The organism is Longispora fulva (assembly GCF_015751905.1).
GTDB classification, from domain to species: domain Bacteria; phylum Actinomycetota; class Actinomycetes; order Mycobacteriales; family Micromonosporaceae; genus Longispora; species Longispora fulva.
In genome coordinates this window covers 3,135,454-3,162,189 of sequence record NZ_JADOUF010000001.1, presented here as the reverse complement: position 1 = coordinate 3,162,189, position 26,736 = coordinate 3,135,454, and the positions used below count along the sequence as shown (strand labels likewise).

Below are 26,736 nucleotides of genomic sequence, written 5' to 3'. Positions count from 1 at the left end.
ATCCGGTGAACGAGGTCATGCTCCGCAGCCTCACGCCGGGTGTGCTCGGGATCCTCGTCCGCCGCGGAGCTGACTTCGCGGCGGCCGAGGACGCCGTGCAGGACGCGCTGGTCGAGGCGGTCCGGGTCTGGCCGGCCGACCCGCCGCGGGACCCGAAGGGCTGGCTGGTCACCGTGGCCTGGCGCAAGTTCCTCGACGCGACCCGCGCGGACGCCGCCCGCCGCCGTCGCGAGGACCTCCTCGACGAGGAGCCGGTGCCCGGTCCCGCGCCGGCGGTGGACGACACGCTGCAGCTCTACTTCCTGTGCGCGCACCCGTCGTTGACGCCGTCGTCGGCGGTCGCGCTCACGCTGCGCGCCGTCGGCGGGCTGACCACCCGCCAGATCGCGAGCGCCTATCTGGTGCCCGAGGCGACCATGGCGCAGCGGATCAGCCGGGCCAAGCGCACCGTGGCCGGTGTGCGGTTCGACCAGCCCGGCGATGTCGCCACGGTGCTGCGCGTCTGCTACCTGATCTTCAACGAGGGCTACTCCGGCGACGTCGACCTCGCGGCCGAGGCCATCCGGATCACCCGGCAGCTCTCGGCCACGATCGACCACCCCGAGGTGGCGGGGCTGCTCGCCCTCATGCTGCTGCACCACGCCCGGCGCGCCGCCCGCACCGCGCCCGACGGCAGTCTGGTGCCGCTCGCCGAACAGGACCGTGCCCGGTGGGACACCCGGTCGATCGCCGAGGGCGTGGAGATCCTGCAGGCGGCCCTCGCGCGCGACCGGCTGGGCGAGTACCAGGCCCAGGCGGCCATCGCCGCGCTGCACGCCGACGCGCCCGCCGCCGCGGAGACCGACTGGGTTCAGATCGTCGAGTGGTACGACGAACTCGCGCGCCTCACCGACAGCCCGGTCGTCCGGCTCAACCGCGCGGTGGCCGTCGGCGAGGCCGATGGGCCGCGCGCTGGACTGGCGGCGTTGGCGGCGTTGGATGACGCGCTGCCCCGGCACACGGCGGTGGCCGCGTACCTGCACGAGCGCGACGGCGACCTGGCCATGGCCGCACGGCTGTACGCCGAGGCGGCCCACCGGGCGTCCAACCTCGCCGAGCGCGACCACCTGACCCGCCAGGCCGCCCGGCTCAACGCCTTACTCCGGTGAGGTCCCGGGTGTCGACGGTGTCACGGTCAGCATCGGGCCGAGTTCCAGGCCTGGCGGCGGTGCGGCCACGATCGAGGCGTCGAGTCGCGGGGCGGGCCCCGGGTGGATCCGGATGCCGTCGAAGGTCACCCTGCCGCCGGCGAACCGGGCGCCCGCGAGGGTGACGACGCAGCCGGTGAACGAGGAGCCCTGAAAGGACGTGTCGCCGCCGAGGAAGCCGGTGTTGGCGAACGTCACCGTGCCGCCGGAGAAGTCGGTGGAGTGAAACGCCATTCTGCCCTGCCCGGCGATCTCGGCGTCCTGGAAGTGGACCGTGCCGCCGTTGACCCGGGTGGCGGCGAACGACACCGAGCCCGCCGCGACCGTCAGCGCCGTGAACGACAGGAGGCAGTCGTCGAGGTCGGCGCGGTCGAAGACCAGCCCGGCCTCGACGCGGGCGTGGTCGAACATGACCCGGCCACGGGAGAATCTGGCGCCGTCGAAAGTGGTGTCTGCGGCCAGGAACGCCGCGCCGGTGAATAGGAGGGTGGCGCCGGTGAATTGTGCCCGGGAGAAGGAGACCGTCGCGCCGGTGAATTGCGCTCCCTCGAAACTCGTGAGGCCCGCCGGAAAGGTCGCCTCGGTGAAATCGACCCGGCCGGCGGAGAATACGGCGTCGTGGAAATCGCCACCGTCGAATGTCGCTCCCGTGAAGTCGAGGGAATGACCCTGCCACGAGGTTTCGGCGTCGGGACGCAGCCGGTGGGCGATGATGCGAATGGCGGTGTAGCGGACCTGTTGTTCGGCCCGGATCTCGTCCTGTCGGGCCAGCCATTCCGGGGTGGGTGGTGTCGGGGAAAGGGTCGGGTCGCTCGGTGGGGAATAAGGGATCCGCAGATAGGCGCACAGCACGTCGACGCAGGATTGGCGGCCGTGTTCCCAGTCGTCGGCGAGGCCGGCCATCGCGTGCACGCCGGCCATCCGGACGGCCGGGCGGAGCGAGCCGAGTTGTTCTGACGCCCGCGCGTAGCGTTCGTTGAACAGCCGGGTGTCGTCGCGGCGTGACGCCAGTGATGCCCGCTCGTCGGCGACCTGGTCGAGGAGTTGGCGGGCGGCGGAGCGCTGTTCGGCCGCCTCGGCGAGGATGTGCGCGGCCTCGGCCCGTTCGTCGGCGGCCTCCACGTACTGCTGGCGGCGGTATGAGACCACGAGTGCCACGATGCCGCCGATGCCGGCGACCACGGCGAAGATGAGTTTGAGCAGGTTGTAGACGCCGGTGGCGGAGATCTGTGGTTCGCGCCGCAGGGTGGGCGTGCCGCCCAGCCACCACGCCACGGCGCTCATCGCCAGGATCAGGGCGACGCCGGCGAGGACGGCGACGGCGACCGCCCGGCGGATCTCCATCAGCTGCCGTCGCCGCAGGGCGCTGGTGGCGGGGGCGGGTACCGGGGGAGTGGTCATAGCTGATCGTCTTATGCGAACGGTCCGGTGACCGCAATCGGGTAGTCGACATGGGACGGCCCGAGCTGCGGCCTCGCCGGATGCCCTTTGGTTACCGGAAAAACCTGTCAATCTTCCGACATACTTACTGTGCGTAGTCGCCCATTGTAAGAGTTGCGCAACGGGAGATCGGGGAATGGTTCCGGTCGCGTGGCGTTGGATCTTTCTCGTCGCTGCCAGGCGCACTCGGATCCGGAAATGCCCCCGAGGAGTTCCAGAATTGTAGGCACAATTCAATCCGTGGTTTCCCGATGGTCGACCTTGGCCATTCGGTCGTTGCGAATCTCTTGTGCCCGTCGGTAGCGTGATCCTCCCGTAAGGACCATTCACGCCACTTTCTCCTGCCGTCGAGCTGCGAAGACGCTCCACGCCAGCAGGACGCGGCCCACCGCTGACGGCCATTCCCGAGGAGACATGCGCGGTGTCGACTTCTAGCACTGTCCCAGGCATCGGTGTTCGCGACGACGAATACGGCACAGGGGCCCGGTCCCGACGGGATGCGGCCGGTGTAGTCGTACCGGTGGGATCGTGACGGCCCGACCGGAGTTCAGCCGGGCCGTGGTCGTGGCCGTCGAGGAGACCGGGGCCGGACGGCGCGTGCCCGGTGCAGTGCGGGAGGCGGCGCGGGTCCTGGACTGGCTGGCCCGGATGCGGGTGCCGGCCGACCGGATCGCCTGTTTCACCGCACCGGAGGTGGCCTCCGCCGTGTCCCGGCCGGCGACCGGGCTGGTCGAGTTCCTCACCGCGGAACTGCCGGCGACCGGAGGCGACGCGTTGTTCGTGTACTGGGCCGGCCCCAGCCTCCAGGACGGCACCCAACTGTGCCTCCCCGCCGCGGGGCGGCCGGAGGCGCTCGACCGCGACGGTCTGCTGGCGTGGCTGCGCACCTCGACCGTCCGATACCCGGAACAGGTGGTCCTGCTCGACACCAGCGACGTGACAGCGGAACCCGGTCCGGCACCCACCAGAGTGGAACTCGGGGCCGGCAGCCCCGCTCCCGGTCGACGGCAGTCGGTGCTGCACGCCAGGGGACAGCTCACGCGGAGCCTGCTGGAGCTGCTGGAGTCCGCCACCGCCTGGCCGCTACCGACGCCGTGGCTGTTTCAGACCCTGTCCTCGCGGATCGCGGAGAGCGGCGATCCGGGGCTGGGAGTCCTGTCCTACCGGGACGTCGACGGCCAGACCCTGACCGTCCCGCGGCCGCCCGCGCCGACCACACCCGAACCGGCGGCCGGCGGACCCGCGCGGGTCCACCGGCCCGGACACCGGGAAGCGGCGACCCTCCTGCGCGCCGTGCCGGCGTTCCGGCAGGGGCGCGACGGCCTGACCGCCCTGGTCGACGAGCTGCGGTCGGAGTTCGGCGGCTTTCTGGACGGCTGGACGCCCGAGCACTCCTTCCGGGACTGTCTGGACGTCACGCGCGCGCTGTGGGAGATCGAGGACGGGGAGCAGATCCTCGCCGGCATCTGCCGTGCGCTGCCCCACCTCTTCCCGCCCGACGCCCGGTCGGTCCGGGCGCTGCTGGCCCACCTCGACGGTGAGGGGGTGTCATGACCGGCACGCACGCCGAGCACCGCAAGGTCGCCACGCTGCTGGCGGATGTGCACCCGTCGCCCGCCCACCGGGGCGGAATGTTGCGGGAGCTGGTCCGGGAGTTGCAGACGGAGATCCACGGCTTCCTGCCCGACTGGGTCCCGGGCAGTGAGGCGCGGGACTGTCTGGAGGTCGTGCGGGAGCTGTTCGAGGAGTACGACGAGGTGTCGCCGGCACTGAAGCTGTACGACATCTGCACCAGCCTGCCGTGGCTGTTCCCGCCGCAGAAGAAGTCCGTCAAGGCCCTGGTCGACTACCTCGACGAGCTCGCCCACCCCGAGGAGAAGGGGCATCTCAACCGGCTCCGCGACGAACTCAAGGTGCTCTCGCCCATCCCGCAGGACTGGCGGACGGCCTACCAGATCACCCGGTCGGAGTTCGGCAAGCTCGACCCGCTGTCGTCGATCCGGGACTTCCACGACTGCATCGACGTTCTGCTGGCGCACGCGCCCCTCGTGCTGTGGACGTTCCTGCGCCGGGTCGCCTACCGGTGCGAACACCTCAGCAGCGGGTTCACCGACACTGCGGAGTCGATCAGGGACATCTGCCGGCGTTACATCGAAAGCGGGTTGGGCGACCGGGTTCCGAACCTGGAGAGCAAGCTGCCCTCGGAGAACTGGGGCAGCCGCAAACACATCGCCACCCGGATCGCCCGGCACTCGCCTGACGACTACGAGCTGACGATGTGGTGGTATCTCGACACCCGCGAGCCCGACACCGCGCCGGTCGTCCGCGAGGCGCAGACCATCGTGGTCCCCGACCGGGACGCTATCGGGCTGCGGGAGCTGCCCGGCGTGCTGTGGACGGCGCTGGAGCGGGAGCTGGCCGAGGGCGGCGACCTGGGGGACAAGCAGCCCATCCTGGAGTTCCTGCTGCCGGAGGAGCTGCTGTTCGGCGAGCCGGTCGAACGCTGGCCGACCGCGGACCTGCCGCTCGGTGAGCTGCTGCCGGTGGTGCTGCGGCTGGACCGGCAACGGCCGCCGGAGTCGGTCCGGGTCGATCACACGGTCCGCTGGGGAGACCTCCTCGGGCTCAAGGCCGACACGCACCGCATCGCCCGCGTGGCGAGCCCCGCGGCGACGATCGAACCCGACTGCGTCGGGGTCGTGGTGGGCAACATGGGGCCGGACCGGGAACGGTTCATCCACCGGATGATCGGCCGGGGCACGCCGCTGATCCTGTGGCACCGCGGCGGCGAGGCCGTTCGGATCCTCACCTCGATGTCGCCCATCAAGATGCCGGACATGCTCCGCGAGCACCGCCGCAGAAAAGGCCGCGACGTAGCTCTGATCTGGGACAACCCGCACTGGTTCCCCGACGGCACGACGTTGACCTGGAAGGAGCCGAGAGAACCATGAGCGACTGGCAGATCTTCAAGGGTGAGGGCCGGCCCGCGGAGCCGGAACGGTGGGATCAGCTGGTCGCCCCGCCGACCTGGCGGTCGTTCACCCCATCCGGCCCGGTCCGCGACGTCGACACGATCGTCGAGCGGCGGGAGTACCGGCTGGCCGAACTCCTCAACACCGATGCCGTCGACATGGTCAACGCCGCCCTCACCCTGCGCAGACCCCTGCTGGTGACCGGGGACGCCGGGGTGGGCAAGTCGACCCTGGCCCAACTGGTCGCCACCGAGCTGCGGCTGGGCCCGGTGCTGCGGTGGCCCGTCACCAGCGCCAGCCGGCTGTCGGACGGCCTGTATGAATACGACGCCATCGGCCACGTCCGGGCCCAGTCCCTCCAGCAGGGCCGGTCGCCGGCGGCGGACGGTCCGTTCGGCCCCGGTGACATCGGCCGCTATATTCGCCTCGGGCCGCTCGGGACCGCCCTGCTGCCGTGGAACCGGCCGCGGGTCGTCCTCATCGACGAACTCGACAAGAGCGACATCGACCTGCCCAACGACCTGCTGCACGTGTTCGAGGAGGGCGGCTTCCGGATCAGGGAGCTGGCCAGACTCGCCGAGAGCGAACCGGGCGGGGAGTCCGCGCCGGTCAGCGTCCTGACCGAGGACTCCGACACGCCGACGGTGGTGCCGAGGGGCTGGGTGCGCTGCAACCAGTTCCCGTTCGTGGTGATGACCAGCAACGGGGAACGTCCGTTCCCCGCGCCGTTCCTGCGCAGGTGCCTGCGGCTGAAGCTCGAACCACCGTCGGAGCAGCAGCTGGAGACGATCGTGCACCGGTTGTTGGACGGGGTTCCCGGGGAGCACGGCGCGCGGATCCGCGAGTTCGTCGAGGCCAGGGAGACCCGGACGCTGGCCACCGATCAGCTGATCGACGCGATCTACCTGGCGGCGTCCTGCCCTGAGGACCGTCCGGCCCCGGCGAGCGTGGAGTTGCAGATCATGCAGGGGTTGGACCCGACGTGACCGGGCACCGGGACGGTTCGGCGGTGATCGACCAGGTGGCGTCCACGTTGCGGGACCTGGACGTCGAGCCCACCGCCGGCCGGATCGCCGACGCCCTGGTCCTCGCCGGGTACACCACGTCCGCGCCCCTCGGCGGCGGGGCCGGCCTGACACCGCGCCCGCTGTACCCGGAGTATGCCGAGCGGTCCGGGTCGGTGTCCCCGTTGGGGAAGGCCCCGGTGTACGTGCAGCCGGAGCCCCCGTTCGACGGCCTCGACCAGCAGGAGATGGAGGGCGACGCCTACTGGTTGCCCGCCGGCCCGGCCGCCCCCGGGTCCCTCGCGTTGAGCCGTGCCCTGCGCCCGCTGCGGATCCGTCGGCCGTCGGTGGACCGCAGGGAACTCGACGAGGCGGCCACCGCGCGCCGGATCGCCGAGGAGGGCCTGTGGGAGCCGGTGGTGCGGCCCCGGCTCGAACGCTGGCCGGACCTCGCACTGGTGGTCGATGACGCCCCGTCGATGGCGAAGTGGTCGGGTTTCGTCCGGCAGTTGCACGAGCTAACGGAGACGCTGGGCGCGTTTCGGCTGCTGCGCCGGTGGGAGCTGCAGCGGCCGGCGGACGGTCCGCCGACCGTGCGGAGCGGGTCGCGTCCGCCGATCGCCGCGTCCGGGTTGGCCGACCCCACCGGGCGGACCCTGTTCCTGGTCGTCACCGATGGCGCGGACCCGCACTGGAACGTCACCTACCCCGCTTTGCTGCGCCGCTGGGGCGCGCACAGCCCGGTGGCGGTGCTCAGCCTGACCCCGCCGCGGCTGTGGCCCAGGCGGGGGTTGAGGGTGGTACCCGGAAAGGTCAAGCTGGATCGGCCACTGTCGCCGAACGGTCGGTGGCGTGGTCGCACCGCCGACGGCGTGCGGCACCCGGATCCGGTGCCCGTCGTCGAGTTGCATCCCCGCCGGGTGCGCTGGCTCGCCGAGCTGCTCGCGGGCGGGGCGGACTGGTCTCCGCAGCTGCTCCTGGACCCTTCGGCGTTGCCGGACGGGCCCGACCCCGTGGTCGAGCGACCGGCCCTGAGCGCCGCCGAGGCGGTGCGCCGGTTCCGGGCGACGTACTCCCCGCTGGCGTACTCCCTTCTCGTCTATCTGGCCGACTTCCCGCTGACGGCCCGTTTCATGGCGATCGTGCAACAGGTCGCCCTGCCGAACTCCGGTCCCCTGGAGCTCGCCGAGGTGCTCGACAGCGACCTGGTCAACGCGTCGGGTCTGTTGCGCGACGATGTCCGTGACGAGCTGACCGCGCAGGTGCATCCCCGGGAGCGCGACCGGATCCGCCGCCGGGTGGGCCTGATGCTCGACCGCCGGATCGGTCGCAGCCCCGAGCGTCTCGCCGCCCTCGTGCCGAGGGTCGGCGGCACGCCGGGCCTGTACGCCATCGCCCGCGACCGGGGTCCGGTCACGTGGTTGCCGCAGTCGGCGTGTTCCATCGAGTCCACGGTGGAGCCGCAGGCCCGGTTGGAGATCCGGCTCCGGTTCGGGGAGGCGCCGGTGCGCTCGGTGCACCTCGGCCGGTTGTTGGAGCGCGACGTGGTCTCCACGACCGAGTCGTTCGTCGCCGAGCTGCGGGCGGCCCGGGCCGGGGTGTTGCGGATCGCCGGGGCTGAGCTGTTGCAGTCCACGGAGCTGGACGGGGTGGCCCGGGTGCTCGTCCGGCACCTGGAGTCCAGGGAGTCGCCGCAGGTGGTGCTGACCACGGAGAACCGGCACGCGATGTCGGCGGTCTACCACGGCCGGCCTGGGTTGGACCGGCAGATCGCGACCGAGTTGCGGTTGCGGCTGTGGCGGAACGTCAGGCCGTTCGACCATGCGTACCAGGCCGTGCTGGGGGTGTTGCGGGGGTGGGGGCTGCGGAGCACGCCGGACTTCGAGGACGCCCTGTGGGTGGTCGTCCGGGGCACCCCGGCCGAGGACTGGGGCCCCGGCACCCGGCTGGGTCGGGCGCGCGAGTTCGCCGAGGACGTCGGGCGCCGCTGGCTGGCCCGCAGTGGGGGCGACCGGCTGGTCCCGTTGGCGGTGCAGGACCTGCCCGCCTCGTCAGGAACGGAGCGGCAATCATGATCACTGTCCGACGGCTGGCCGCCGGGACCGGCGTCGCGGTGTTGGCGGCGCTGGTGGCTCTCGCCCCGCCGCCCCGCGCCGGGCGCGCCGATCCGGGGACGCCGAGTCTGGATCCCCGCCCGGTGCGGATGGTGATCCTGGTCGACGAGTCCGGGTCGCTGGAGGAGGAGGGGGTAGCCGCCGAGCGGGAGGCCGCGTCGATTCTCGCGCAGAGCGAGTTCTCCGAGGACTCCACGGTGGCGGTGCTCGGGTTCGCGAGCGCGAAGGGCGACGGCCAGCGGCCCACGGACCCGGCGTGCGAGTTGGCTCCGTTGAAGACGGCCCGCGCGAACCTGTCGACGTGCGTGTCGACCCTGAGGATCCGGACCAGGGAGCAGGGGTACGGCACGGACTTCGTCTCCGCCTACGGGCAGGCGCTGTCGCTGATGGCCCAGCCGGGCACCGAGGAAACCAAGATCATTTTCATGTTGACGGACGGGAAGCTCGACCTGTCCGAGAGCAGCGGATACGAGTCCCTCAGTGAGGACCAGCGCGCCCGCGAGGGGCATCGTCTGCTGGGGGAGAAGCTCAAGGAGGCCAACGCCGGGCGCGTCCAGGTGTGGCCGCTGGGCTTCGGCCGCGACATCAGCACCGGCGACCTCGACGAGATGGCCGCCGGCGGCTACCAGGGGTCCTGCGACAACGGCGCGCACAGGCCCAAGGCCCGCACCGTCGGCAACGCCTCCGACGTGACCGCGTCCCTGTTGGAGGCCTTCGCGTCGGCGCGCTGCGCCAGCTTCGGAGCGGGGGAGTCCGGGAGCGTGGCCTCCGGGGCTGGCCTCGACCTGCACGTCACGGTGCCGTCCCTGGCCACGGACGGCGCGATCGCCGTCACCAAACGCGATCCGAGGCTCGTCGTCACCTACTACGACCCGTCCGGCGCCGCCGTGCCCAAGTCGGGGGACCGGGGCGAGGCGACGTACTCGGTGACCGGCGAGAGCGGCCCCGTCGAGGTGCTGCGGATCCGCAACCCCGCGCCCGGGAACTGGAGGGTTCACGTCCAGTCGTCCTCCGGGGTGCCGTCGGAGAACGTGTCGGCCACCGTGCTCTGGCAGGGCCGGATCCAGGCGTCGATCATTGCCGACACGCCCAGCCCCGAGCCGGGCGCGCCGGACGTGGTCCGCATCCATCTGGTGACCCGGACCGAGCGACTCACCGATCCCGGGGCGCTCAAGGGTGTGCGGGTCATCGCCCGGCTGACCGGTGCGGGGTTCTCGCCGATCGATGTCGACGCCAACGATGACGGGCGGGCCCCGGACCGTACGGCGCACGACGGGGAGTACGCCGCGCAGTTCACCATCCCGTCCACCGCCACCGGCAACCTGGAGTTCGTCGGCCTGGTGTCCGGCGCGGGCCTGGACCCGGTGCAGCTGCCGGCCAAGGGCGCCGTGCAGCGGGGCCTCCCGCCGGTGCAGGTGGCGTTCGGCCAGCCGTCCGGGCTGGTCCCGCCGGGCGGCGGCCTGAAGAGCCAGATGGTGCTGACGAACAACTCCGGCGGCACGCCCCGGGTGCGGCTGGTCCTGGGGCAGTTCGACCCGGGGACGGTCGCGACCGTGCGGCCCGGGGTCGTGGATCTGGCCAATGCCGGCGCGCGGACGGTGCCCTTCACGGTCCAGGTCGACCCCTCCAGCCGGCAGGGCCCCGCACAGGCGGTGCTGTCCGTCGTGGACGACGCCGATCCGACGAAGGTGTACGGCAACCTGACGTTCGCGTTCACCATCGGCTACCCGCCGCCGTGGTGGCAGCGCTACCAGTGGGTCTGGTACCTGCTCAGCGCCCTGGCCCTGGCCGCGGCGGCCGTGGCGGTGCAACGCGCGCGGCGGGCACGGGCCGACCGCGACGTGCAGGGCCTGGTCCTCGTGTTGTCCCGGGGCGGCGCGACCCTCAACGAGCTGGTCTCGCCCACCGGCGGCGCCGTCTTCCGGTTCACGGTGCGCGACCCGGAGGGGCCCCGCGCCCGGCTGGACATCCCGATGGGCACCGACCGCGCGTTCGACGCCCGCCGTCTGCCCGACGGCACGATCGGCGTCGACGGCCCCACCGGCAGGGTGGTGCTCCGTGCCGGCCAGCCCGAGGAACTTCTCCCCGGTATCCGGCTCACGTTCCGCGACCTGCGGCACTCCGACCCGGTGCCGTCCGGGGCGCGGGGCGCCGCACCGCAGCCCCCGAGGCCGGCCGGCGAGTTCGGCCCGCGGGCCGACGACGACCTGTTGTGACCCCGTTGCGTACGAGAGGCGAAAACGATGCGGATCTACCAGCCGATGCTCTACGTGGGGCTCGGAGGCACGGGGTGCCTGATCGGGGCGCAGCTGGAACGCCGGATCCGGGAGGAGCTGTGCGGGCCGGACGGCACGGAGCTGCGCGACCGGTTGTCGGCGAGCAGCATGCGGCCGTACCAGCTGCCCAGTTGCCTGCAGTTCGTGTACGCCGACCTCAACGACGCCGAACTGGACAAGGTCCGGCGGCGCGCGGTGCCCAGCCCCGAGCACATCGAGGCCGCGGAGCTGACCATGCACCGGGTGCGGGAGCTGGTGCCGCGCCTGGACACCTACCCGGAGGTGGCCAGGAGCCTGCGCACCAACGAGCCGCAGCTCGTCGGGGACTGGCTGCCGCCCCGGGCCGGTGAGCCGCACGTCGCCCCGCTGTCGCGCGGCGCCGGCCAGTTGCCGACCATCGGGCGGGCCGCGCTGTACGAGACGTGCCGGCACGGCATCGAACCCGCCCAGCGCCCCATCGCCGACGCGGTGCGCAACATCGCCAACTCCGGCGGGCACCTGTCCGCGCTGGGCGGCAACGGGAAGGTCGAGTGGATCGACGTCTTCGTGTCGTTCTCGGTGGCCGGCGGCACCGGGGCCGGCATCTTCTACGACTACCTGCACCTGATCGCCAACGCGATCGCGCGCAGCAACCTCAAGGCCCAGATCTATCCGCTGGTCATCATGCCGTCGGCGTTCTCCGAGGGTCTCGGCGGTGGCCGCAGCGCGCAGCTCAACTCCGGCCGGGCGCTGCTGGACCTGTTCCGGCTGGTGGACGACCAGAACGGGCAGGGGGCCAGGACGCAGCTCGACGACATCGGGCTGTCCGGCGAGCTCAGCGTGGCGTACCCGAAGGACGGGGTCATCACGATCAAACCGTCGACGGTGCAGACCGCGTTCCTGTTCAGCCGGCCGGAGGCCGTGGAACGCGACGACCTGCACCGTTCGATCGTCTCCCTGGTCCTGTCACTGGTGGCCACCCAGCAGGCCGACGAGCGTTCGGGTGTGCGGACCGGCGAGCGGCTGTTCCAGTCCTTCGCCGACGACTTCATCAACCGGGGGGTGAACCGGGAGTCGGTGTCCGTCACCGGGGTCGGCAACCGGGGCGTGTCGACGAGTCTGGTGGCGTCGATGACGGTGCCGGTCGACGACCTGGCCGACATCATCAGCTCCCGGTTGCTCGCCGAGGCGGTGGCCGAGTTGTCGACCCCGCCGCCCGGCCGCACCGAGAGCAACCGTGCCCTGATCGAGCGGTTCTTCCTCGGGGCGAACCTGGAGCCGCTGCGGACCCGGACCCGGGTGGAGTTCACCGAACCGCCGGCCGCGCAGGGGGCCGACGCCATCACCCGGGCGCTGCGGGCCAGGGTCCGGTCGATGGAGGCGGGCCTCAACGCCCTGGACCGGTCCCTCGTCGAGCAGGTCACGAACCTCGTGGACGGGTTCGACCCGCGCCGCGCCGCGGAACTGCTGCTCGGCGAGGTGGACCTGTTCCGGCTCCGCAGGGTCGTGCTGGGGCACACGGGGCTGGCCGACCGGGCCGACCAGCTCGGATTCGTCGGGGTGGTGGAGGGCCGACGGCAGGAACCCACCCCACCGGAGGGCATCGACCTGCAGCCGCCGCAGCCGGGGAACATCCGCAACCGGTTGCTGGCCAAGGCCCGGTGGACCGACCCGGCCGTGCAGAACTCCATCGCCGCTCAGGACGCCTGGTACCGGTACCGGACCCGGCGCGCCTGGCACATGGCCTGGGCGGAGCAGACCGTGCGGTGGGAACGGGTCCTGCGCACCGTGTCCCGGCAGATCACGGCGATCACCGACCAGTTCCTCGAGTACGCCCAGGTCAACGACTTCGACGCGCGGGCGCAGGAGCTCTACCGGCCCCGAACCGGCGTGTCCTACCTGCTGCCGCCCCAGGGTCTGGAGCCGTTCTACCAGGCCACCCTGCGCCGGTTCGTCGCCTACTACGTCGCCCGCGGTCAGCTCAAACCCACGGCCACCGCCGCGCGGGTCGTCAACGCGATCCTGGAGGGCGCGGCGTGGCGCAGGGCGTACCAGTTGGGCATCGAGCACGGGCCCGAGCACGCGGTCACCGTCGTCCGTGACGCCCTCAAACAGGCGGTGAAACGGCAGTTCCGCCGGACGGACCAGGGGGAACAGCCGCTCCTGCCGGCGTTGGCGGACCTGCTGGCGGCCTCGGCGGGCAAGGAGAGCGGGCCCGTCGGCGACGACGATCTCGCCATGTTCCGGCAGAACATCGTCGGCCTGGTGCCGGGTGGTTTCACGCCGCAGGGCAACGGCGACCTGAAGGTGCTGATCTCCTACGCCTCGCCGACCGACGACGCCGGCAGGGACCCGGCGATCGAGAACTACCTGCGCCAGCACCTGAACCTGCCGCGCGAACCCAACATGACGATGGAGTTTCGGCCCATCACCGCCGAGTCGATCGTCGTGGTGCTGTTCCGGACGTCGATGAGCGTCACCGACGTCCGCGAGCTGCGCGAGGTGCTCGGATACTGGTCGCGGGCCGTCCGCGAACCCCGCCCGGAGGACTTCCTGAAGTGGCGGCAGCGGCTCGGCCACAACTTCGGCTACCTGATGACCACGGAGGCGCACCGGGTCAAGATCCTGCACCGGCTGCTGTGCGTGCTGTGGAACGGGCAGATCGAGCTGCTGTCGGGCACCCCGCAGTCCCCGGAACGGATCAGGATCCGGCTGGCTACCAGCGACTCGGTGTCGATGACCCTGTTCCTGGAGTCGTTCGACGGGGCCTCGTCGTGGGGCGGGATCCTGCGCGCCTATGAGGAGTGGACGATCGCCGGGGCCGCCGAGGGCGTGGAGGCCCAGATCCGGCGGGACTTCTGCCGGCGGCTCATGGAGACGCTGCCCAACGGGGTGCAGTCCACGCCCGTGGAGCCGCATCCGTTGTACCAGGCGCTCCTGGACGGGGCCGCGGCGCAGGCCGAGCGGACGACGCAGCTGGTGGCCAGGATGCCGCAGAGCAGCCATGCCCAACTCCTCCGCGACTTCTGGGCGCTGACCCTGCCCGAGGCCCTCGACGTGCCCTTCGAGAGTGTCAACGACCCGGTGCGCGCGAACCTGAGCGACCTGCCGAGCGCGGTGAGGTGGGCATGACCGGCAGGATCCTCGTGCTGTGGATGCTCGACGTGCCCGACGGGGACGTCGGCGGGGTGTTCGAGACCCAGCTGGCCTGGGAGTCCTCGCGCGCGGGCCAGGCCGCCGAGCGGGAGGTGATCGTCGTGGTGAACGCCGATCGGCTGCTGACCTACCACGAGCACTTCTCCTACGTGCTCGCCTCCCGCCGGCTCGACAAGCTCATCTGCGTCGCCGTCGGCCGCCAGCACGCGCTGACGCCGGGCGCGCCGGTCCTGGAGGGCAGCGCCACCCTGCTGAACGGGCCGGCTGTCACGTTGTGGGTGAGCGACCCGATCGGGGTCGACCTGCGCCTCGACAGCATCGAGGCGGTCCGCAAGGCCGAAGGGGAGGTCGGAGCGCCCCAACAGTCGACCCTCGGCGCGCTGATCGATTGCCTCCAGGTGCCGGAGGTCTTCCACCGGGTGTACGACACGATCGAGGAATTCCCGCAGAAGATCGCGAACCCCGGGCTGCGGGTGATCGCCGGCCGGCTGGATCCCGACGCGCTCCGTCACGTCCGCCAGGAGTCGCTGGCGGGCCTCGCGGGGGAGCCGTCGGCCGGGGACGGGCCGGTGGCCGGCCCGGAGGTGGACGAGCCGGGCGTGCTGTTCGGCGCGCCGCAGGACGACGCCGGCCCGGTCAGCCCCCGGGAGGGTTCGCCGCTGGCCAGGTCCGCTGGTCGGGCGGTCGCGGGGCGGGCGGAGCTGCTGGCGGCGTTCGACAGGCTCAGCGGCCTGTCCGGCGTGCTGGCCGGCAACCGGCGGGGCGAGCGGCTCCACGAGGTCGCCGACCGGTGCGCCGCGCTGATGGTCGACTACCGCGAGGACCTCGGCACGGTGTTCTGGCAGGCCGACCGGCCGGCGGGGATCGACCAGCGGGTCCGCGACGTGCTGAGTCAACAGGGCATCGATCTGCCGGCCCCGGCGCCGGACCGGACCGGTTCGCTGCGCAAGCTGCAGCAGGTCGTCGAGTCGGGCCTCGACAACGGCTACTCGTTGCGCGCCCTGTCGGAGTGGCTGCGCGAACTCGCCAGCCGGGCCGTCCCCCAGGGCAGCGCCCGGTACGCGGAGCGGGTCACCAACTCCCCGCCGCTCGCCCGGTACCCGATAAGCCCGCAGCTCCTGACCTGGCCGTTGCTGGTCGTGCCCCTGCTGGGCACGTTCCTGCTGGCCGGCACGGGCACTCTGGGTCTCGTCGTCGGCGTGGCGCTCGGGCTCGGCTGGGCGGCGGCAATCGGATGGACCCTGGTGCGGGCGGCCAGGGAATCCGGCCTGCCGGTCACGGCGGCGGTGCTGCCCGCCCCGGTGGCGCACAGCGCGGCCGCCGCCGTGGGGCTGGTCGCCGGCGTCGCGGCGTCGGCGGTCGTCGCGGTGCCCGAGCCGGCCGTGGCCCCCCTGGCCGTGGCGGTCGTCCTGTTGTTCGCCGGGGCACTGCGTTCCCGGTGGGCGGGGGCCGTGCACGCCTGCCGGGCGATGACCCTGGCGGCCGTCGACGGTGAACTGCGCCGGCTGCGCGACACTCTCGGCGAGGTCGTGGCCAACGAGTGGTCGGCGGCGGACCGCCGCGAGTTCTTCGCCGAGTCCGCCATCGCCTTCGCCGCGCTCCTCGACCGGATCGCGGACACGTTGGCGGCGGAAGCAGGCAGCGAACCCGTCGGGCCGCGACCGGCCCGTGACTCCTGGGACCGGGTCGACGCGCTCGGCAGGGTCGTGCGCGGCGACCTCGCCGACGGCCTCCGGCACACGCTGCAACCGTTGTGGCTGCGGGCCCGCACCGGGTCCCTGGACCACGCCGGCGAGGAGCTTCCCGACCAGATCCGACAACTCTTCGACGGGTACTGGGAGCACCTGTACCGACGCGGCCCCCACGAGCGCCCCGCCTTCGCCCGCGTCTCCACCGGCCCCCGGCCGAGCCTGCAGGGCACCTGGGGTGCTCCCGGCGAGCTGGCCGACGTCCTCACCACCCCGCCGGCCGGTTGGCTGGCCCAGTGCTGCGCGCGCAGGGACGTCGCCCTTCTCGACATGCGCTCGGAGGGTGTCCGGGCGGTGCGGTTCAGCCCGCTCGCGGCGCGGCACAACGCGACGGCCGACTGGGCCGAGGCGATCGCCCGCGACATCCACCGCGAGTCCGTCAGCGTCGGCGACGTGGTCTGGACCGACGGCGGCCAGCACGCCGGCGTCGTGCGCCTGGTGCCGTTGCGTTCGAACATCGTGCGGTTCAGCTGGCCGTCCCGGCTGGCAGACGACGAGGAGGACCTGCCGTGACCGTCGACGACGCCGCGCTGGAGGAGCTGCGGCTCACGGCCCCCGACGGCACCCGGCGGCGGCTGATGGTCCGCCTCGGGCCGTGGCGCAAACCGGCCGGCCCGGGCCTGTCGACCCGCGTCGTGTACAACCGTGCCGGGGTCGAGCTGGGCGTGATGCGCGCGGTGCCGTCCGGGGTGGGTGCCGCCCACCCCGCGCTGTACGACGCGCTGGACCGTGAGGTGCGGGCCGGGGTGCGCCTGGCCCGGCGGTACTCGGCCGAGTATCCCGAGCATCTGGTCCGCCTCCTCGGCTACGAGTTCGCCGCCCGGGTGCCGTTCGCGATCGTCACCCCGGAGCAGGGCGAGCCGGTGTCCAGGATCGGCCGTGCGCTCCTGCTCGACGAGCAGCGCCAGTTCCAGGTGGGCCTGTTCCGGGGCCTGCTGTTGCTCGCCGAGGCGGGGGTCGCCCACGGCTCGATCTCCGCGGCCACGGTGCGCTGGGACGCCGGCGCCGTGTGGATCGGCGACCTGTCGGCGGCGGCGTTCCACGGCGAACCCCGACGGCCCGGTGGTGTCGCGCCGTGGTGCAGCCCCGAGCAGCGGGCCGGGACCGGCGTCACCGGGCCGACGGATGACATGTGGGCGGCGGGGATGCTGACATACCAGGTGGTCACCGGCAGGTCCGTCACGGGTCTGGCCGCGGGCCCGGACCTGACGCAGCGCGCACCGGCCCTGCGCGACCTCCTGGCCGGCCTGTTCGACGCCGCGGACCTGCGCCCCGGTCCGGAGCGGATCCTCGTCCGGTTGCGTTCCGACGCGGACGTGCCGGCGGGCACCGCCGACACCGGACCGGAGTTCGAGATCGGGTTGCGGGCCTTCGACGAGGCCCGGCACCGCAAGCTGGCCGTGCCCGTCCCGCAGCCGCCGCAGAAGGCGTCCCCGCTGCCGGGCGGCATGGTGGTGTGGCTGACGGGCGCGGCCGTGCTGCTGGTACTGGTCGCCGTGCTGCTGGTCGTGGCGGTGCTGCGATGACGGGCGAGGACTACACGTCGGACTCGGTCACGTTCAAGTGCCCGATCTGCGGCGACCAGGTGACCTGGACCGAGGACTACGCCTACGAGGTGTGGAACGGCTCGGAGTACGTGGTCTTGGACCCGGAGACGATCGCGGACCCCGACAAGCGCAACCGGATCCTCAACGACTCCCGCCGCCGGTGCCCGAACCCGTCCCAGGACACTCCGGTGCACCGCCTGCCGAGCCGGTTCGGCCTGTACCGCAACTCGATCGTCATCGGGCTGGTCGGGGAGCGGCGCACCGGCAAGTCGCACCTGCTCGCCGCGCTGATCTCCGCGATCGAACACGGCGAGCTCCAGCCGTACGGGCTCACGGTCGTCCCGATGGACTACGCCCGGCACGCCGACTACCTGCGCGACAAGGCCGACCCGCTGCTCAAACAGGGCCACAAACTGCCCGGCACCACGGAGGCGGACTCGTCGGACTTCACCGACTCCCTGCTGATCCGCTCGCCCGCCGGGGTGGTGTTCCCGGTGACCTTCTTCGACCTGGCCGGCGAGAAACTCACCGAGGGCTCCAAGTCGTCCCGGCTGCTGCTCGGGGCGAACGCGCTGATGTTCTGCGTCAGCCCCGGCCCGGCGCTGGGCGTGACGGACGAGGAGGACGAGGAGGGCGGCCGCGAGTCCTCCGACCGGGCGTTGAACAACATCCTGGACCGGCTCAACACCGGGCAACTGGTCCTCGACATCCCGGCGGCCATCGTGGTGACGAAGTCCGACCGGCTGCGCTACCAGCCGCCGGTCGACCGGTGGATCCGGCGGCCCGGCCTGAACGGGTGGATCGACCCGGCGGCGATCCTGGAGGAGAGCCGCGACGCGTACGCGTTCCTGCACAGCCGGGGCGCGAGGGCCTGGCTCCGGCCGTACGGCGAGTGCCGGCAGTGCACCCTGCACTTCGCGTCGGCGACCGGCTCGGAGAACCGGCAGGAGAGGTTTCCCGGCGGGGTGACCCCGCGCCGGGTGCTGGAGCCGCTGATCGCCCTGTTGGCGATGCGTGGCGTGTTCGGCGAGGCGTTGGCGGAGGAGGTCGGCAGATGACGGACCCGAGCGAGCCGGTTCTCGAATGGATCAGGTACACCAGTGCCGACCCGCACCTGCTGCGGGACAAGGGCTTCGGCCCCGTCGCCACCTCCCTCGCCGACCGGGGCGAACTGCAGGTGCTCGACGCGCAGGTCCGGCCCTTCGTCCGGCTGGAGAGTCCCGAGCGCCCGGACCGCAGCCTGTGCTTCCTGCAGCTGACCGACGGCCGGGTGGCCTGCCTGCGCCGGACCCGCAGCGGCAAGGACGACAACCGCGACGACGTGTGCGAGGTGCTCGTCGGGCCCCCGGAGACGCTGGGGGTGCGGCACGCCCTGGCCCTGCACCAGGTCGACGCGTGGGGGACGGTGGCGGGCCGGCGGGAGCTGGGCCTGGCCCCGGTGCGGTGGAACCCGTTGCGTGCCGCCTGCGGGGCCGCGGGCGACGCCCTGTCCCTTCAGGTACGCGCCCACGGCGCACCGTTGGCCATCCTGCTCGATGACCTCCTGCAGCGCAGACCGTGGTCGGCGGGTGCGGTGCCGGTGGACTCGGCCGGCGTCACCGACGGGCTGCATCCGGTACTCGTCCTGTGGGGTTTGTTGGAGATCCTGGCCACCGTGGGGCTCGGGGACGAGCTGTCGCTGTCCACGGCGGAGGACAGGTACCAGCCCTGGTGGGGTGGCCGACCGGGTTTCGTGGTGGTGGCGGCCCGGTCGGCGCGGGGCTCCAGCTTCGTGGCCCCGCCGTCGGTCAGGCCGTGGACGGCCCCGGCGCGTGACAACGGGGCGGCCAGGCTCGTCCAGGTCTACCTGGACGGCGGTCAGGCCGCGCTGAACGAAAAGCTCGCCGGCATCACGGCCCCCGACCGCCTGGGCCGCCTGGCCGTGCTGGCCAACAACCTGCCGCCCCGACCGCCGGGCGGCGGCGGACCGGACGAGCCGGGCACGCGGACCGCCGAGCCTCCCGTCCCGACGGTCGCCGACCAGGCTTCGCTTCCGGCTGCCGAGCGGGGACTCTCCCCGGAGGTGGTGGAGGCGGCGGCGGAACGCAGACTCACCGAACTGTCCGACGACGATCTGCTGCTGTGCGTCGGATCGAGTGTCGACCTGGGCCTGGTCCTCGCCGAGATGCGCCGCCGGAAGGAGTCTCCGGCGGACGTTCCCAGCCTGCTGCGCACCCTGTACCGCAGACAGTTCTTCGTGCGGACCCTGGAGAGTCGCCTCCCGCGCGGCGGCGCCGGTCAGGCCCTGCGCGACGTGTTCCGCTTCGTGCTCGGCCCGGACCTGGCGGACCCGAGGGTCGCGCGGACGGTGCGCGAACTGCTGCTGCGGTCGGAGACGGGGCCGGTGGCGGCGGCGGCCCTGACGCAGTACCTCGTGATGGTCGGGTGTACCCGTGACTTCCTCGCGGTGCTGGGCTACCGGCTGCTGGTCGAGCGGGGCTTCGAGCTGCCGGACTGGTCCGACGACCTGTCGGCGGGGGAGGAGGTCCCGGTCAAGCCGTGGTACGTGCCGACGGCCGTGTGGCGGGTGATGACGTACCGGCCGGTTCGGGCCGCCGCGGTGATGTGGCTGCTGGGCATGGTGTCGGCCGGGTTCGTGATCGTCGGGGCGGCGGTGTTCGCCACGACGTGACCGGGGCCCGCGCGGTGCGCCCCGTCCAGAGGGGGCGCACCGCGCGGGTGGCTACTGCTGGATTGCGTGCGAGATCAGGCAGCCGTTGGTGTCGTTGGACCAGGTGCCCTGCATCGCGAACGAGCCGGTGGCGAAGGCGACGTTCTGCGAACCGCCGGCCCCTCCGGTCCCGATCCAGGAGCACTTGTCCGCGTTCTCCGCACCGGCGGAGTCGGTCCAGCCGCCGGCCGGGTTCTGGTCGGTGACGACCTCGGAGTACTCGTGGCCCATCACCATGGTCACGCCGTCGAGGGTGCCGGCGGTGCCGGGGTTGACGTAGTTCTGGCCACAGCTGCTGCCCATGTCGGTCACGTACGGGGCGTTGGTGAACGCGATGTCACCGTAGGCGGACGGCGAGCCCACATACGGGTCGCCGGTGTAGTCGTGCCACGCGCAGAACGTGCCGTTGGGGGTGTTGAACCCGTCCGGGTGCGTGCCGCTGGGCGAGACGATGAAGTACTGCGCGTTGCGGTTGGCCGCAGCCGTGGTGTTGCCGAAGTGCGCGGCGGCCTTGACGGCCTCGTCGCCGATCTGGCGCGCGGTGGCGTTGCTCGGCGCCGCCGCCGACGGGTCGACCCAGACGCCGGCGAGCGCGCCGCCGGTGGGGTAGGCGACCCGAGCGGAGCCGGCCGGGCAGGACGTGGCGCCCTTGGCGACGCCCTCGCAGTACTGGGTCATGACGCCCGACCACAGTTCGTTGTTGGTGCCGAGCCCCTTGATCATGGCCTGCAGGCGCGGGCCCATGCCGTTGGCGTCGCCGCTGAGGGTGGTGTACCCGCCGGCGTCGGTGCCGGACGTGCCCCACTGGGAGCCCCAGAAGATGACGTACACCTTCTCGTGGCCGGTGGTGACGCCGATGCCGTTGACGCCGCCGCCGTAGACGAGGGGCTTGGACCGGGTGGGCCTGGCCCGGTTGGCGGCCTTCTCCTTGACGGGGAAGGAGACCGGGTGGTGGTTGAGCTCGTTCTTCTCGGCCTGGGCCGCGCCACCGGAGGCGAGGACTCCGGCGGTCAGCGCGGTGGCGGCCAGCGCGGTGAACGCCGCGCGCAGTGCGAGGGGTAGGTGACGCATGAGGGGTTTCTCCCAGGGTTGACGGAAACCGGGGCACTACATCCTGTAGGACGTGGTGGCCGAACCCTAGGAACCTCGATGATCATTGGTCAATGGCGTCGGGTGAGGTTTTACGCCGCACTGACCGCCCGTTAAGGGTCCTTTATGGTGCTTAATAAAGATTCCTAAGAGTGTTAGGTTCCGCGGCGGGTCGGCCCCCGCCTTAAGAAGAAATTACGAAGATAACCATCGATTCCTCGATATCTTGCTGGGACACACCCCTCAAGGAGGAAATTCGATGGTCCTACGTGGATTCTCGTTCGCAGCGGCCTGCGCGGTCGCACTGATCGGTCTGTCCGTCCCCGCCCAGGCCATGCCGTCGGCCGACCAGACCGTGGACCTGGCCGGCGCCACCTACCAGGTCCAGCCGCACGTGCGGGCCGGCCTCAAGCCCATCCACCCTGCCCCGCACGCGGCGGCGTCGAAGGTCGCCCGCAACGTGCTGACGGTGCGTTCCAACGCCAGCCAGGGCGTGGTGTCGCCCAACCCGAAGGTGTACGTCGTCTTCTGGGGCAGCCAGTGGTCGGCCGACCCGGCCGGCGCGGCCCCGGCCCTGCAGAACTTCTTCACCGGCCTGCACGGCTCGGCGGACAACTGGGGCACCGTCATGACCCAGTACTGCGAGGGCGTCGCCAGGGGTACCGCCAACTGCGGCACCGCCGGCATCCACATCAACCACCCGACCAGCTCGATCCTCGCCGGAGTCTGGTTCGACAACACCGCCCCCGCCCCCGCCACCTCCACCCAGGCGCAGATCGCCGCCGAGGCCGCCCGCGCCGCCACCCACTTCGGCAACACCACCCAGACCCCGAACCTCGACGCCCAGTACGTGATCGCGTCGGCGACCGGCACCCACCCCGACGGCTTCCCGAACTCCGGTTTCTGCGCGTGGCACGACTTCACCGCCTCCACCTCGGGCAACCTCGCCTACACCAACCTGCCGTACCTGCCGGACCTCGGCGCTGGCGGCTGCACCACGATCGCCAACCCGACCCTGCTCGACGGCTACTTCTCCACGGAGACCCACGAGTACGCCGAGGTCATCACCGACTTCTGGCCCAGCATCGGCTGGAACGGCAGCGGCGGCGAGATCGGCGACGAGTGCCAGCAGCTCGACGCCCGGCTGAACCTCGGCACCGGCACGTTCGACATGCAGGGCATCTGGTCCAACACCGCCAACAAGTGCGTCACCAACAGCTGAGCCGGCACTGACGCCCGATTGAGTCGAGGGCAGCGCCGACCAAGCCGGGTGCCGGGGATTCGAGAACCTCCTCCCCGACACCCGGCCCGGCGTGCCGCAAGGTGACGCCCGGCCCGGGTGGGCGCCCCGGTGGCCGGGTCCCTGCCGGTTGGTGGTCAGCGGGGGATCGGCGACCAGGTGTTCCGGTCCGTGCAGTCGGCCACGGTCGTGTGGGCGAGTATCGGTTCGAGTTCGTAGGACCGAAAACGGTCGGCCCGGTAGAAGACGACATCGCAGCCGCCGGCCTGCCACCACATGTCCTGGGTGTCCTCGCGGGTGTACCAGGTCGTCTGCTTGCCGGCGACGACCTTCAGTTCGCCCCACCCGGCATGGAACTGGTGCGCACCGCGCGGGAGGACCTCGATGTCGGCGGTCTCACCCTGGTTGTGGAACACGGACATGGTGACGGTCAGCCCGACGATCGGGTGGTACGTCGTGGGGTCGGAGCCTGGCGGCGGTGAGCTCCACCGCGCGGACTGCACAGCCATGCCCTGCGGCAGGTCCGTGAAGCGGATCGGTGCCGTGGCCGGGACGGGCGGGCCGAACGTGACCTTCGCGGCGAGGCGCCCCAGCTCGTCGAGGCTGGGAATCGGGCCGCGTCCGGGGGAGGGCCCGAGCGTGCCCTGGTCGGAGTAGAGCACCGCCCAGGCCCCGGGAGCGTACTCCCAGTTCACCGTGGAGTAGACGTCGCCGATGATCTGGCTGGAGCCCGCGATGGGCGCACGCCTGTCGACGGAGCCGTAGAAGGCTCGGCGGCCCGCCACCGTCACGGGGGGCGCCCCGGCGGTGGGGCCGAGTGTGTCCGGGTCGACGGCTCCGGGCTCGTACACCTCGAGGAAGCCCGCGAATCCGGGCTGCGCGGCGGCGAGGACCCGGTAGGTCTGCGCTGGTTCGCGGGCGTGACCTGGCTCCGGAGGCCCGAGCAGCCTCTCGACACCGAACCACAGATCGTCGACGACCCCGAGCCGCACCGTCGTGGTCAGAGTCGGGCGAGCGGGCGGATCCGCGGGCGCGGGGGCTGGCGAGCGTTGGAGCAGCCCCGGAACGGTGAGCGTGGCGAGGACGACCAGGGCGAGGCCGCCGGCCGCCGCCAGGCGCCTGCGGTGTCGGCGGCGGACGATGCCACGCCGCACGCCCGCGAGCAGCGCGGCCGTCTCCGGCTCCGCCGGATCGATCGACCGGAGGGCCGACACGAGGTCGTTCTCGGTGCGGGTCATCGCGTCTCCTTCAGTGCGTCGCTGTAGGACGCCACACGCAGGGTTGCCAGGGCGCGGGAGGCGTAGCCGCGCACGGTGCCGGGGCTGCAGTCGAGAACGCCGGCGATCTCGGTGTCGGACAGGCCCTCGTAGTAGCGCAGCACCAGCACGGCCCGTTGCCGCTTGGGCAGGCCGGCCAGCTCGGTGCGCAGCGCGTCCTGGTCGGCGTGCGTGGTCGCGTGGTCGGGCGCGTCGGATACCGGCAGTCCGACGGAGCCGACCGGGATGATCCGGGCCCAGCGTCTCCGCCAGGACAGGTACTCGTTCGTGATCATGCGGCGGACGTACATCTCGGGCTGCTCCAACGTCCCGATCCGCCGCCAGCGGGCGTGCGCGCGCACGAGGACCTCCTGCACCACGTCCTCCGCGAGCGCACGCTCTCCCGCGAGCACGGTCGCGAAACGCAATAGGACCGACAGCCGCGCCGCCGCGAACTCCTCGAACGTCATCCGATCCTTCTCCCGTTCTGGCCGTTGCACGTTACACACGCAACCGGGAGGCGATCTGTTGTGCGGGCACGGAGGCTTTTCTGACGCCTTGCTAGCGCTCCGCCGAACGGTGGCTCTCGGGCCCCGGATCCAGAAATGCTCCGCAGCTTCCGCAGAAGAGGGTGTCCTCGGGGTTGCTGTTGCCGCAATGCGGACAGGGCAGGTGCTTTCCGGTCCAGGCCGACTCGAGCGCTGGCCGAACACCGCTCCGGACCGGTTCGAGCGCCGGTGCCTGCGCCGTCCAGGTCGGCTCGGGTGCCGGCGGCTCCCTGGTCCACGCCGTGCGCAGTGGCAGTCGTTCCCTGGTCCGGCGGAGCAGGTCGACGCGCTGATCGTCTGTTCCCAGACTCCACGCCATCGCGTACAGCTCCGAGTTGCGGGACAGCTCGATGATGACCTCGGGGAGGTTCTCCTCCAGCCGGGCCAGCGCTGTCAACCAGGCCTCGTCCTCGCCCCGGGGTGCCACCTCGGCGGCCTCGAACAGCCAGGGCACCTCCTGGGGGTCGACGTCCCGGCCGGCGGTCACCGCGCTGCGGAACCGGTACAAGGTGATCAACTGCCGGAGCACGTCACGCTCGGGTTCGGTCATCATCAGCCGGAAGAAGTCCGGGAAATACATCCGCAGGAGCAGCATCTTCATCTGCTCGCCTGGTTGGAGCAGCGCGGCGCTGCCGTCGAGTTGATGGGAGAGCACGAAGGTGTTCAGGAATCGCTTGAACCGGCGGGGATTCCAGTCGCTGCGGTCCATGATCAGTGCCAGCTCGTTGTCGTCGAGCAGGCTGTTGACCCCGGCCTGCCGGGCGCAGTCGGCGGCCAGCCTCCGAGCCTGTTCCTGGTCGGGCATGGGTACCGGAAAGTCGACCTGGATGATCTTTTCCAGATATGTCCTGCCGATCGGGCCGGACGTCGCGCCCTTAGTGCGGGCAAGCACGCCGGCGACCACCGCGGGGTCGTATCCGATCACGAAGGTCAGGCCCGGTGCGTCCAGGTACAGGCGGACCGCCTCGAAAATCTGGAGAATGTTCTCCGGCGAACACCGGTCCAGGTCATCGATGAAGACCACCATGGAGCGCCGCTTCGCCGGCATCCGATCCTGGTTCGCCCACTCCCGCAGGGCCTTCTGCAGTTCCTTGCGGATCTCGTTGCGCTGAGTGGCGTCTACGGCGAATCTCTGCCAGAGGTCGTCGGCGAACCGGCGTAGGCCCAGCCAGTTGGCCAGCACGACGAACGGCGCGGTGAGCCAGGAGGCGGAACTGGTCCGGCGGAGCACTCTGCGCAACACGTTCGGGTCGAGTTCGTGGAGCACGGAGCGGATCAGTGCGGTGAGCGCGTTGGATCCCTCGGCGGTCCAGGCGTTGAACCACGCGACCCGGACCCGTTTGCGCTCACCGGCGATCCGACGCTCCACCTCCGCGCGGAGCAGCTGCATCAAGCTGCTCTTCCCGGTGCCCCAGCCCCCTTGGATCCCGATCGTGAACGGCGTGACCGCGCGGTTGTTCAGCAGAATTCCGGCCAGCCGGGCCGCCACCTCGGCATAGCCGAAAGCGTCCGCATTCTCATCGACCGGGTGATCGCTGAGAAGGTTGAAGCCTGCCCCCGGCTCCGGGCGGTCGGCCAGTGTCGCGACGCTCAGGCGGCCGACCGCCTTGCCGAAGTCCGTCGCCACGACGACCGTCAGTTGGAGTGGCCCCGACCTGACGGCCGGGCGGACGGAGAACGTCACGGAGGCCTCCGTCCCGGGGTACAGGTTGACCTGGTGCGAGGCCGGTGTCACCGTGACACCGGACGCCGCGGTGATCGTGATCAGGAATCCGTCCACGACATCGGTGGTGTTGGCGACCGTGACGTCCACAGTCATAGGTCCCTCAGATGGCTCGTTCACCGAGGCTCGGATGAGGGGTTGCCGGACGGGCACCTGACTGTGATCCATACTCGCCATTATCTCGTCCGCATCGGACTGCGGCTCTGAACGCTCTAGCTGGTGGGGTCGGTCCGGTCGAGGGCGGCGCGCAGCGCCGTCTCCTCCTCCGGGCTGAGCGACGTGACGAAGTGCTGGAGCACCCCGGCGCGGTCGCCCCCGGTGGTCAGGGCGGCGCGCATCCGTTCGGCGGCCAGTTGGGTCGCGTCCTTCACGGGGGAGTAGCGGCTGCGGCCGTCGCCGGTGATCCGCTCGACCAGGCCCTTGTCCATGAGGCGGGTCAGGATCGTGTGCACGGTGTTGTAGGCGAGCCCGTCGCCGAGCGCCGCCTGCACCTCGGCGGGGGTGAGCGGTCCGGCCGCGGCCCACAGCGCACCCAGGGCCTCGCTCTCCAGCTCGCCGGCCGCGCGCCGGGGCTGGCCGCGCTCGGGGCGGTGGGGTCCGCTCGTGGTCATCGCAACTCCTCGTCCACCGCGTCAGCCTACGTCGCCGGCCGACCGGGTCCTTCCAAACACGGAACCCATAGAAGATAACAAATGCCTTGTACTACGTTTCCGGAGACCGCCCCTACAGCCTGTAGGGGCGGGAACC

General features: G+C 71.7%; 18 protein-coding genes. 12 read left to right on the top strand and 6 right to left on the bottom strand.

The genetic code is table 11. The features are described from left to right. The first annotated feature begins 5 nt into the window (after positions 1 to 5). Positions 6 to 1,148, top strand: a complete 1,143-nt coding sequence (locus tag IW245_RS13875) for an RNA polymerase sigma factor (protein ID WP_197008490.1) — start codon at positions 6 to 8, stop codon at positions 1,146 to 1,148. Here the strand turns inward: IW245_RS13875 and IW245_RS13870 are convergent. Beyond that, positions 1,137 to 2,588 (bottom strand): pentapeptide repeat-containing protein, encoded by a 1,452-nt coding sequence (locus IW245_RS13870; RefSeq protein ID WP_197003590.1) that lies wholly within the window; start codon positions 2,586 to 2,588, stop codon positions 1,137 to 1,139. The two genes, IW245_RS13875 and IW245_RS13870, sit on opposite strands and share 12 nt — an antisense overlap. Before the next feature lie 567 nt (positions 2,589 to 3,155). Here IW245_RS13870 and IW245_RS13865 point away from each other — a divergent pair. Genes IW245_RS13865 through IW245_RS13820 form a run of 10 tightly spaced genes read left to right on the top strand, consistent with a single transcriptional unit; the run spans position 3,156 to position 20,094 of the window. Then, a complete protein-coding gene (locus IW245_RS13865) occupies positions 3,156 to 4,181 on the top strand; it encodes a hypothetical protein (RefSeq protein ID WP_197003589.1) in 1,026 nt (341 codons plus the stop codon). Then, positions 4,178 to 5,578: a VMAP-C domain-containing protein gene (locus IW245_RS13860; protein ID WP_197003588.1), complete on the top strand. Its 1,401-nt coding sequence runs from the start codon at positions 4,178 to 4,180 to the stop codon at positions 5,576 to 5,578. The genes IW245_RS13865 and IW245_RS13860 overlap by 4 nt, the downstream gene beginning before the upstream one ends. Continuing rightward, entirely contained in the window at positions 5,575 to 6,585 is a 1,011-nt protein-coding gene (locus IW245_RS13855) for an AAA family ATPase (RefSeq protein WP_197003587.1), read from the top strand. The genes IW245_RS13860 and IW245_RS13855 overlap by 4 nt, the downstream gene beginning before the upstream one ends. 23 nt (positions 6,586 to 6,608) lie before the next feature. Then, positions 6,609 to 8,678 carry an SAV_2336 N-terminal domain-related protein gene (locus IW245_RS13850; protein ID WP_197003586.1) on the top strand — a complete coding sequence of 690 codons (2,070 nt, stop codon included), beginning with the start codon at positions 6,609 to 6,611 and terminating at the stop codon, positions 8,676 to 8,678. Next, positions 8,675 to 10,933 carry a vWA domain-containing protein gene (locus IW245_RS13845; protein WP_197003585.1) on the top strand — a complete coding sequence of 753 codons (2,259 nt, stop codon included), beginning with the start codon at positions 8,675 to 8,677 and terminating at the stop codon, positions 10,931 to 10,933. Before IW245_RS13850 ends, IW245_RS13845 begins: the two co-directional genes overlap by 4 nt. A gap of 27 nt (positions 10,934 to 10,960) precedes the next feature. Continuing rightward, positions 10,961 to 14,104: a tubulin-like doman-containing protein gene (locus IW245_RS13840; protein WP_197003584.1), complete on the top strand. Its 3,144-nt coding sequence runs from the start codon at positions 10,961 to 10,963 to the stop codon at positions 14,102 to 14,104. Further along, on the top strand, positions 14,101 to 16,389 hold the full coding sequence (locus IW245_RS41615) for a hypothetical protein (RefSeq protein ID WP_197003583.1): 2,289 nt from the start codon (positions 14,101 to 14,103) through the stop codon (positions 16,387 to 16,389). The genes IW245_RS13840 and IW245_RS41615 overlap by 4 nt, the downstream gene beginning before the upstream one ends. Continuing rightward, the gene (locus tag IW245_RS13830; protein ID WP_197003582.1) at positions 16,386 to 17,402 is read left to right on the top strand and encodes a protein kinase family protein; all 1,017 of its coding nucleotides are present in this window, start codon (positions 16,386 to 16,388) and stop codon (positions 17,400 to 17,402) included. The genes IW245_RS41615 and IW245_RS13830 overlap by 4 nt, the downstream gene beginning before the upstream one ends. After that, positions 17,399 to 18,481, top strand: coding sequence for a hypothetical protein (locus IW245_RS13825; protein WP_197003581.1), 1,083 nt, complete (start codon positions 17,399 to 17,401; stop codon positions 18,479 to 18,481). The genes IW245_RS13830 and IW245_RS13825 overlap by 4 nt, the downstream gene beginning before the upstream one ends. Then, positions 18,478 to 20,094, top strand: a complete 1,617-nt coding sequence (locus IW245_RS13820) for a hypothetical protein (protein WP_197003580.1) — start codon at positions 18,478 to 18,480, stop codon at positions 20,092 to 20,094. The genes IW245_RS13825 and IW245_RS13820 overlap by 4 nt, the downstream gene beginning before the upstream one ends. Positions 20,095 to 20,145: 51 nt before the next feature. Here IW245_RS13820 and IW245_RS13815 read toward each other — a convergent pair whose 3' ends face one another. Next, on the bottom strand, positions 20,146 to 21,204 hold the full coding sequence (locus tag IW245_RS13815; RefSeq protein ID WP_197003579.1) for a hypothetical protein: 1,059 nt from the start codon (positions 21,202 to 21,204) through the stop codon (positions 20,146 to 20,148). A gap of 277 nt (positions 21,205 to 21,481) precedes the next feature. On the opposite strand from IW245_RS13815, the gene IW245_RS13810 reads away from it, so the two are divergent. Then, entirely contained in the window at positions 21,482 to 22,444 is a 963-nt protein-coding gene (locus IW245_RS13810; protein ID WP_197003578.1) for a hypothetical protein, read from the top strand. Positions 22,445 to 22,599: 155 nt separating this feature from the next. Here the strand turns inward: IW245_RS13810 and IW245_RS13805 are convergent, their stop codons facing one another. From IW245_RS13805 to IW245_RS13790, 4 genes are all read right to left on the bottom strand, one after another. Further along, a complete protein-coding gene (locus IW245_RS13805) occupies positions 22,600 to 23,700 on the bottom strand; it encodes a hypothetical protein (protein ID WP_197003577.1) in 1,101 nt (366 codons plus the stop codon). Further along, positions 23,697 to 24,188: a SigE family RNA polymerase sigma factor gene (locus IW245_RS13800; RefSeq protein ID WP_197003576.1), complete on the bottom strand. Its 492-nt coding sequence runs from the start codon at positions 24,186 to 24,188 to the stop codon at positions 23,697 to 23,699. The genes IW245_RS13805 and IW245_RS13800 overlap by 4 nt, the downstream gene beginning before the upstream one ends. Positions 24,189 to 24,279: 91 nt before the next feature. Then, positions 24,280 to 26,085 carry a P-loop NTPase fold protein gene (locus tag IW245_RS13795; protein WP_197003575.1) on the bottom strand — a complete coding sequence of 602 codons (1,806 nt, stop codon included), beginning with the start codon at positions 26,083 to 26,085 and terminating at the stop codon, positions 24,280 to 24,282. A 116-nt stretch (positions 26,086 to 26,201) separates the two neighbouring features. Further along, positions 26,202 to 26,600 (bottom strand): BlaI/MecI/CopY family transcriptional regulator, encoded by a 399-nt coding sequence (locus IW245_RS13790; RefSeq protein ID WP_197003574.1) that lies wholly within the window; start codon positions 26,598 to 26,600, stop codon positions 26,202 to 26,204. Between the last annotated feature and the right edge of the window lie 136 nt (positions 26,601 to 26,736).

Coding starts and splice junctions, on each gene's coding strand:
- IW245_RS13810 (WP_197003578.1), top strand. CDS start 21,482: ATGGTCCTACGTGGATTCTCGTTCGCAGCGGCCTGCGCGGTCGCACTG.
- IW245_RS13805 (WP_197003577.1), bottom strand. CDS start 23,700: ATGACCCGCACCGAGAACGACCTCGTGTCGGCCCTCCGGTCGATCGAT.
- IW245_RS13855 (WP_197003587.1), top strand. CDS start 5,575: ATGAGCGACTGGCAGATCTTCAAGGGTGAGGGCCGGCCCGCGGAGCCG.
- IW245_RS13870 (WP_197003590.1), bottom strand. CDS start 2,588: ATGACCACTCCCCCGGTACCCGCCCCCGCCACCAGCGCCCTGCGGCGA.
- IW245_RS41615 (WP_197003583.1), top strand. CDS start 14,101: ATGACCGGCAGGATCCTCGTGCTGTGGATGCTCGACGTGCCCGACGGG.
- IW245_RS13800 (WP_197003576.1), bottom strand. CDS start 24,188: ATGACGTTCGAGGAGTTCGCGGCGGCGCGGCTGTCGGTCCTATTGCGT.
- IW245_RS13845 (WP_197003585.1), top strand. CDS start 8,675: ATGATCACTGTCCGACGGCTGGCCGCCGGGACCGGCGTCGCGGTGTTG.
- IW245_RS13790 (WP_197003574.1), bottom strand. CDS start 26,600: ATGACCACGAGCGGACCCCACCGCCCCGAGCGCGGCCAGCCCCGGCGC.
- IW245_RS13825 (WP_197003581.1), top strand. CDS start 17,399: ATGACGGGCGAGGACTACACGTCGGACTCGGTCACGTTCAAGTGCCCG.
- IW245_RS13860 (WP_197003588.1), top strand. CDS start 4,178: ATGACCGGCACGCACGCCGAGCACCGCAAGGTCGCCACGCTGCTGGCG.
- IW245_RS13795 (WP_197003575.1), bottom strand. CDS start 26,085: ATGACTGTGGACGTCACGGTCGCCAACACCACCGATGTCGTGGACGGA.
- IW245_RS13820 (WP_197003580.1), top strand. CDS start 18,478: ATGACGGACCCGAGCGAGCCGGTTCTCGAATGGATCAGGTACACCAGT.
- IW245_RS13815 (WP_197003579.1), bottom strand. CDS start 21,204: ATGCGTCACCTACCCCTCGCACTGCGCGCGGCGTTCACCGCGCTGGCC.
- IW245_RS13840 (WP_197003584.1), top strand. CDS start 10,961: ATGCGGATCTACCAGCCGATGCTCTACGTGGGGCTCGGAGGCACGGGG.